Genomic DNA, 4,863 nt, shown 5'->3' with positions numbered 1-4,863 from the left:
GACATGGACGAGCCATTTGGCGATTCCTCGGCGATCCCAACCTACATGGTATCTAAACTCGCCTCCCAGCACGTCAAGGTTGTGCTATCGGGTGATGGCGGAGACGAATTGTTCGCGGGTTACGATCGATATTGTGTCGAACAGCGCGAACGACGCTACCGCTATATTCCCGGCGTGCTGCGTTCTCTGATGGGTGCGGTAGGCGGCCAACTCTCAGAAGGCACAAAGGGACGTAATTTCCTCAAGCATATCGCGCTTGATGGGCCTGATCGCTACCTCGATGCCGGCACACTGTTTGACAGAGAATCGCAGCAATCGCTTTTTCAATCCCCAGTTTGCGAACAGATACTGTCGCTCGACCCTTGGCAAAGTATGCTCCAATCGCTGCCCGCAGACGACAGCGACTGGCTCTCCTCGCTTCAGTATCTGGACATCAAGAATTACCTGTCCCTTGATATCCTAACTAAAGTCGACCGCATGAGTATGGCCAACTCACTCGAAGCGCGTGTCCCCCTGCTGGATCATAAACTCGTGGAGTTCGCTGCGACGATTCCATCAGAGTTCAGATTGCGAAACGGTAACACCAAACATATATTTAAACGCGCCATGCGAGGGGTACTGCCAGATCACATTATTGATCGCCCCAAGCAGGGATTCGCAATACCCCTCGGCGAATGGTTCCGCGGAGATTTAAACAGTTTCGTGCATGATCTGCTGCTGTCGCCCACCAGTCAGGCGAGGAATATTTTTAATTCTGGCTATATTGAAAACCTGCTACAGCTTCACAGTCGCGGTCGATCGCTGGATTTGCAGCTCTGGACACTTATTAGTTTTGAACTATGGTGTCGCCGCTTTCTCGACGCGCCACTACTGCGCATCGAAGGTCAGTCAAACATCAAGCGCAATTGGCGCACGTCGCCCAAGCCTTTAGGTGGAATGCGGGCGCAATGAGTCGTAAAACTGAGAAAGCTCTCCGTGTGGCAATTGTCGCGCCCAGCCTCGATATTTTGGGTGGCCAAGGGGTGCAGGCGCGAAGCCTTGTCGAATCGCTTATGGCCGACGGCATTCAAGTCAGCACTATCGCTGTGAACCCTCGTTTTCCCAAGGGTCTGGGTTGGGCGAGGCGTATACCGGTGCTTCGAACCCTGCTTAATCAGTGCTTATATGTGCCGAGCCTAACGCGTTTGCGTCAGGTTGATGTGGTACATATATTCTCTGCGTCGTACTGGTCTTTCCTACTGGCACCAGTTCCTGCGCTGCTAGCGGCCAAGCTATTTTCAAAGCCCACGATCCTGAACTATCACAGTGGCGAAGCAAACGATCATCTGGCCAACTGGGGATGCCTAGTTCATCACTGGCTACGTATGGCCGACTCGATCGTTGTCCCCTCCATGTACCTACAATCTGTATTCTACCGCCACGGATATTATGCGCGTGTTATTCGTAACATTGTCGATATTTCCAGTTTTTCGTATCGCGAGCGCTCCAGCGTCCGCCCCAGACTACTGTCCAATAGAAATCTTGAAAGGCATTACGGTGTAGACAAAGTCTTACACGCATTTTCGATCACGAAAACACAGTATCCGGAGGCAACACTTACGATCGCCGGTTATGGGTCTCAGCGATCCAGTTTAGAACAGTGGGTAGCGTCCAAAGGCCTATCCGGCGTGACGTTTGTTGGCCGGGTAGAACCAGACCATATGCCTACTCTCTACAACGACGCAGATATATTCGTGAACGCATCAACTGTTGACAACCAGCCTATTTCGATACTCGAGGCGTTTGCTGCGGGTCTACCGGTCATATCCACGCCAACAGGTGATATCCCAAACATGCTAGGCAACGGAACACACGGGCTGCTGGCAGACGAACCGCATCCGGAAAATATCGCTAACGCAACAGCGATGCTGATTGAAAAACCGCAGGCAGCTCAAGAAATAGCACTATCGGCGCGCCAAGAAGTTAAAGAGTATACCTGGGATAACGTCCGCGGCGAGTGGCTCGACTGTTACCAGCTAGTGGTTAAGGACGGAAAATCCAGTGTCAGAAGAGAGGAAAAATGCATCGATGAAACTACAACGCCTCTTTAAAATGGGCCCCTCAGAGCTGGCTTTTCGCAGTCGGCAGCATGCTTACATTATGGTTGAGCGGCTAACGACTCAGGAGCGTAACCCAGCGCTGACGCCCTCATGCACTTTCGATAGCCGCTACTGTGACAACGCGCTCAGCGATATGGTGTCAAGGCTTGGTGGAGAAGGTCGCGATACGGCAAAAGCTGAACTGCAAATACACCTTCAGAACCTTCTATCAACTCGCTTTTTCGCCGGTGCCGGCGATACAGTCTGCGCCGATGAGATAGCAAACAATCTTTTACTCAACGATAAGGCGTTAGCGCAAGACATCATTTCCCGCGCTGACGCAATCTGCGCCGGAAAGTTCGACATACTCGGCTATGGCAGCTTGTCATTTGGAGATCCAGTCAACTGGCATCTCGATCCAGTTGCCGGACGGGAACCACCGCTTGTTCACTGGAGCAGAATCGATCCGCTTTCCATAGAGCAGGTTGGCGATAGCAAAGTAGTTTGGGAATTGAGTCGACACCAATGGCTGCTCGATTTGGGTCAGGCCTACAGGATCACCGGTAACGAGCGCTACGCCGAATGCTTCGTGGATCTGGTAACCCGCTGGATGGATGCTAACCCGGCGGGCTTTGGCATCAACTGGAGCAGCGCATTGGAAGCTGCCATGCGTCTGTTATCCTGGTGCTGGGCGCTATCATTCTTCCGCGGCGCCAGCGCGCTGTCTCCGGCTGTGTTTTACACCATGCTGTCTTGGATTCAGCAGCACGCGCGATTTATAGAACGTAATTACTCCCGCTACTTTTCACCTAACACACACCTTACCGTTGAGGCCTTGGGACTTTTCTACGTGGGCGTGCTCTTCCCCGAGCTGGAAGGTGCTGGTCGCTGGCGAGTACTGGGCGCCCAAACACTTATCGACCAGATTTCACTGCAGGTATATGCCGACGGCGGCTATTTCGAGCAATCCACGCGCTATCAATATTACACCGTAGAAACCTATCTCCACTTTGTCATCCTGACAAAACAAAACCACATCGCACTACCTGAACACGTTGAGACCAGATTGAAGAAAATGGTCCGATTTCTCCTCCACCTGAGGCGCCCCGATGGCACATTACCGCAGATCGGCGACACTGACGGAGGCTGGTTGCTACCTTTTCAGCGGCGCGGTACCGGCGACTACCGCGCATTGTTCTCGATCGCAGCGGTACTCTTTGATAGCGGCACATTCGCCTGGGCGGCAGACAGCCTAGCATTGGAAACCCAGTGGTTGTTTGGCAAAAATACAGAGAATATCGCTCCCAGAGCAAAGCCACGCGCCCCCTTGCCAGACCCCCTACATAGCTTTCGCGACAGTGGCTACGTAGTCATGCGCAGTGGGTGGCATTCGCGTGCTCACCAGATGATAGTAGATACAGGGCCGCTGGGATGCCGGGTGAGTGGCGGTCACGGACACGCCGACCTGCTCAGTATTCAATGTAGCTGCTGGGGCGAAAATTACTTGGTCGACGCCGGCACATACTGCTATACCGCCGATGCGGGATGGCGCGATTACTTTCGCAGTAGCGGCGCTCACAACACGCTGCTAATAGATGGTCGCGGCCAGGCCTCACCAAACGGCGCATTTTCCTGGCACAGCCGACCGACAGCACGGCTGCGTCAATGCAGCCTAATGCCGGGCTACAGCGTCGTAGACGCAAGCCATACCGCGTATGGCAGCAATGAATCTCCTATTAAGCACAGACGTCGCGTCCTGTTCATCACCTCCGACTACTGGATCGTTGTTGACGATGTATTTGGCGCGGACGAACATCGAATTGAGCTCCGCTACCAGTTCGCGCCCATGCCAGTTGCGCAGGACAGTCAGGGCTGGGTAAGGGCGTGCGGCCGTAACGGCAACCTGCTACTGAGAACATTCGCAGCACAGGGTCTTACCTGCGCGATTGCGGAAGGTAGCGAAGAGCCTCCGATCGGGTGGTACTCACCCAATTACGGGCAACGCCTCCCCGCCCCCGCAGTGACCTACACCACAGTAGCGCAGCTGCCACTTCGACTGGTAACACTGATATATCCTTGCGATACCAATATTTCGCCCGATGAGTCACCGGCCATCGGGGACGCGAAACGTCGCGCCATCTCGCTTCTGGGCGAGTTCGACCCAGCCTCGGCAGGATAACTGCCAAAGCTCTCTATCAACCGCGATCTTTTTACTTACTCCCAGGAACCAAACCATGTGCGGTATTACTGGAATACTAAAATTCGACCCTCACGCCACCATTGATGAACGGCGTTTAATTGCAATGCGAGATAGCCTTATACATCGGGGCCCAGACAGTGCCGGTATAATGAATCGCGGCCAGGTCGCGCTGGCGCATCGTCGCCTGTCCATCATCGATATCGGTGGCGGCCACCAGCCGATGAGCAACCCCTCGAAAGACGCTTGGATCACCTATAACGGTGAGCTGTATAACTTTCGCGAACTCAGGCAAAAACTTATTACCGCCGGCGCCGCATTTACGACGCAATCCGATACTGAGGTTGTGCTGAGGGCATACGAAATATATGGCGCGGGGTGCGTTCATCATCTGGAGGGAATGTTTGCCTTTGCGATCTGGGACGCCAAAAAGCGCGAACTTTTTCTAGCGCGAGACCGATTGGGCATCAAACCGCTCTACTACGCTATAACAGAATCGGAGTTACTTTTTGCTTCAGAGATCAAAGCTATACTCGCGGGCAGTAACCAGAGCCCCAGCTTAAACCGCGCCATACTGCCGGAATACCT

Annotated in this window: 3 protein-coding genes and 1 pseudogene; all 4 read left to right on the top strand. The window is 53.7% G+C overall.

The genetic code is table 11. The features are described 5' to 3' along the window. Positions 1–951, top strand: a 951-nt coding sequence (locus ABYP39_RS17370) for an asparagine synthetase B (protein WP_372783856.1), incomplete at its 5' end; no start/stop codon positions are given. Further along, a complete protein-coding gene (locus ABYP39_RS17365; RefSeq protein ID WP_372783854.1) occupies positions 948–2,090 on the top strand; it encodes a glycosyltransferase family 4 protein in 1,143 nt (380 codons plus the stop codon). The genes ABYP39_RS17370 and ABYP39_RS17365, both read left to right, overlap by 4 nt. Continuing rightward, the gene (locus tag ABYP39_RS17360; protein WP_372783852.1) at positions 2,068–4,257 is read left to right on the top strand and encodes an alginate lyase family protein; all 2,190 of its coding nucleotides are present in this window, start codon (positions 2,068–2,070) and stop codon (positions 4,255–4,257) included. The genes ABYP39_RS17365 and ABYP39_RS17360 overlap by 23 nt, the downstream gene beginning before the upstream one ends. Positions 4,258–4,426: 169 nt before the next feature. Further along, positions 4,427–4,863, top strand: a pseudogene (locus tag ABYP39_RS17355) (asparagine synthetase B); the annotation flags it as partial.

It is taken from the genome of Litorivivens sp. (assembly GCF_041625495.1).
Classification (GTDB): Bacteria; Pseudomonadota; Gammaproteobacteria; order Pseudomonadales; family Spongiibacteraceae; genus Litorivivens.
The sequence above is the reverse complement of the archived record's forward strand: the minus strand, read 5'-3'. Positions and strand labels throughout refer to the sequence as shown.

Excerpts from the sequence above, each read along its gene's own strand:
- ABYP39_RS17365 (WP_372783854.1), top strand. The coding sequence starts at position 948 with ATGAGTCGTAAAACTGAGAAAGCTCTCCGTGTGGCAATTGTCGCGCCC.
- ABYP39_RS17360 (WP_372783852.1), top strand. The coding sequence starts at position 2,068 with ATGAAACTACAACGCCTCTTTAAAATGGGCCCCTCAGAGCTGGCTTTT.